The 750-nt window shown below is 75.1% G+C and carries 1 protein-coding gene; it reads left to right on the forward strand.

All coding sequences use genetic code 11. From position 1 onward, the window contains the following. Positions 1–734 (forward strand): (4Fe-4S)-binding protein (locus ACNFOC_RS54860; protein ID WP_416966379.1); only part of this gene is annotated, 734 nt, incomplete at its 5' end. Positions 735–750 lie beyond the last annotated feature (16 nt).

Below are 750 nucleotides of genomic sequence, written 5' to 3' on the forward strand. Positions count from 1 at the left end.
CTCCCCTCCCGTCCGCCGAATGGCCCCCGGTCCTACGGTCGTTGCTCGCCGACTCCCGGCAGGACGGGCCCGGCCGGGAGAACCTGTTCGGCACCCTCGCCCACCACCCCGTGCTGGCCCACGCCTGGCTCTCCCTCGCGCGTGTCCTCACCCACGAGGGCACCCTCGGCCACCGCAGGCGGGAGTTGATCGTCCTGCGCGTCGCCCACCGGCTCGACGCGCCCTACGTCCACGGGCGGCACCGCACGCGGGCCGCGGACGCCGGGCTGACGGACGGGGAGACCGACGCGACGGCGGCCGACCTGGCCACCCACCCCTGGCAGCCGGAGGACCGCGCCCTCCTGGAGGCGGCGGACCTGCTGGCCGTCAACTCCTCCCTCCCGGAGGGACTTTGGGACCGGCTCGCGCGCGCCTTGAGCCCCCAGCAGCTCGTCGAACTCCTGGTCCTGGCGGGCCAGACCGCCACCATGTGCACCACGCTCAACACCCTCCGCACCCCCTCCGACCGGCAGCCCTCGCTCACCGTGCTCTTGGACCGCGAACTCTGTTGCAGCGCGGGCCAGTGCGTCGGCGCCGCGCCCGAGGTGTTCGAGCAGGACGCGTCGGACGGCCGGGTGGCCCTGGTCGTCGCGGCGCCGGACGGGCGGTACGCCGACGAGGTGCGCTTCGCCGCCGACCTGTGCCCCAGCGGGGCCATCACGCTCGTCGACCACGAGGAGACAGCCCACCCATGACCGCCCCGACCGTCAC

Origin of the sequence: Streptomyces colwelliae (assembly GCF_048158785.1) — a bacterium.
Lineage (GTDB): Bacteria > Actinomycetota > Actinomycetes > Streptomycetales > Streptomycetaceae > Streptomyces.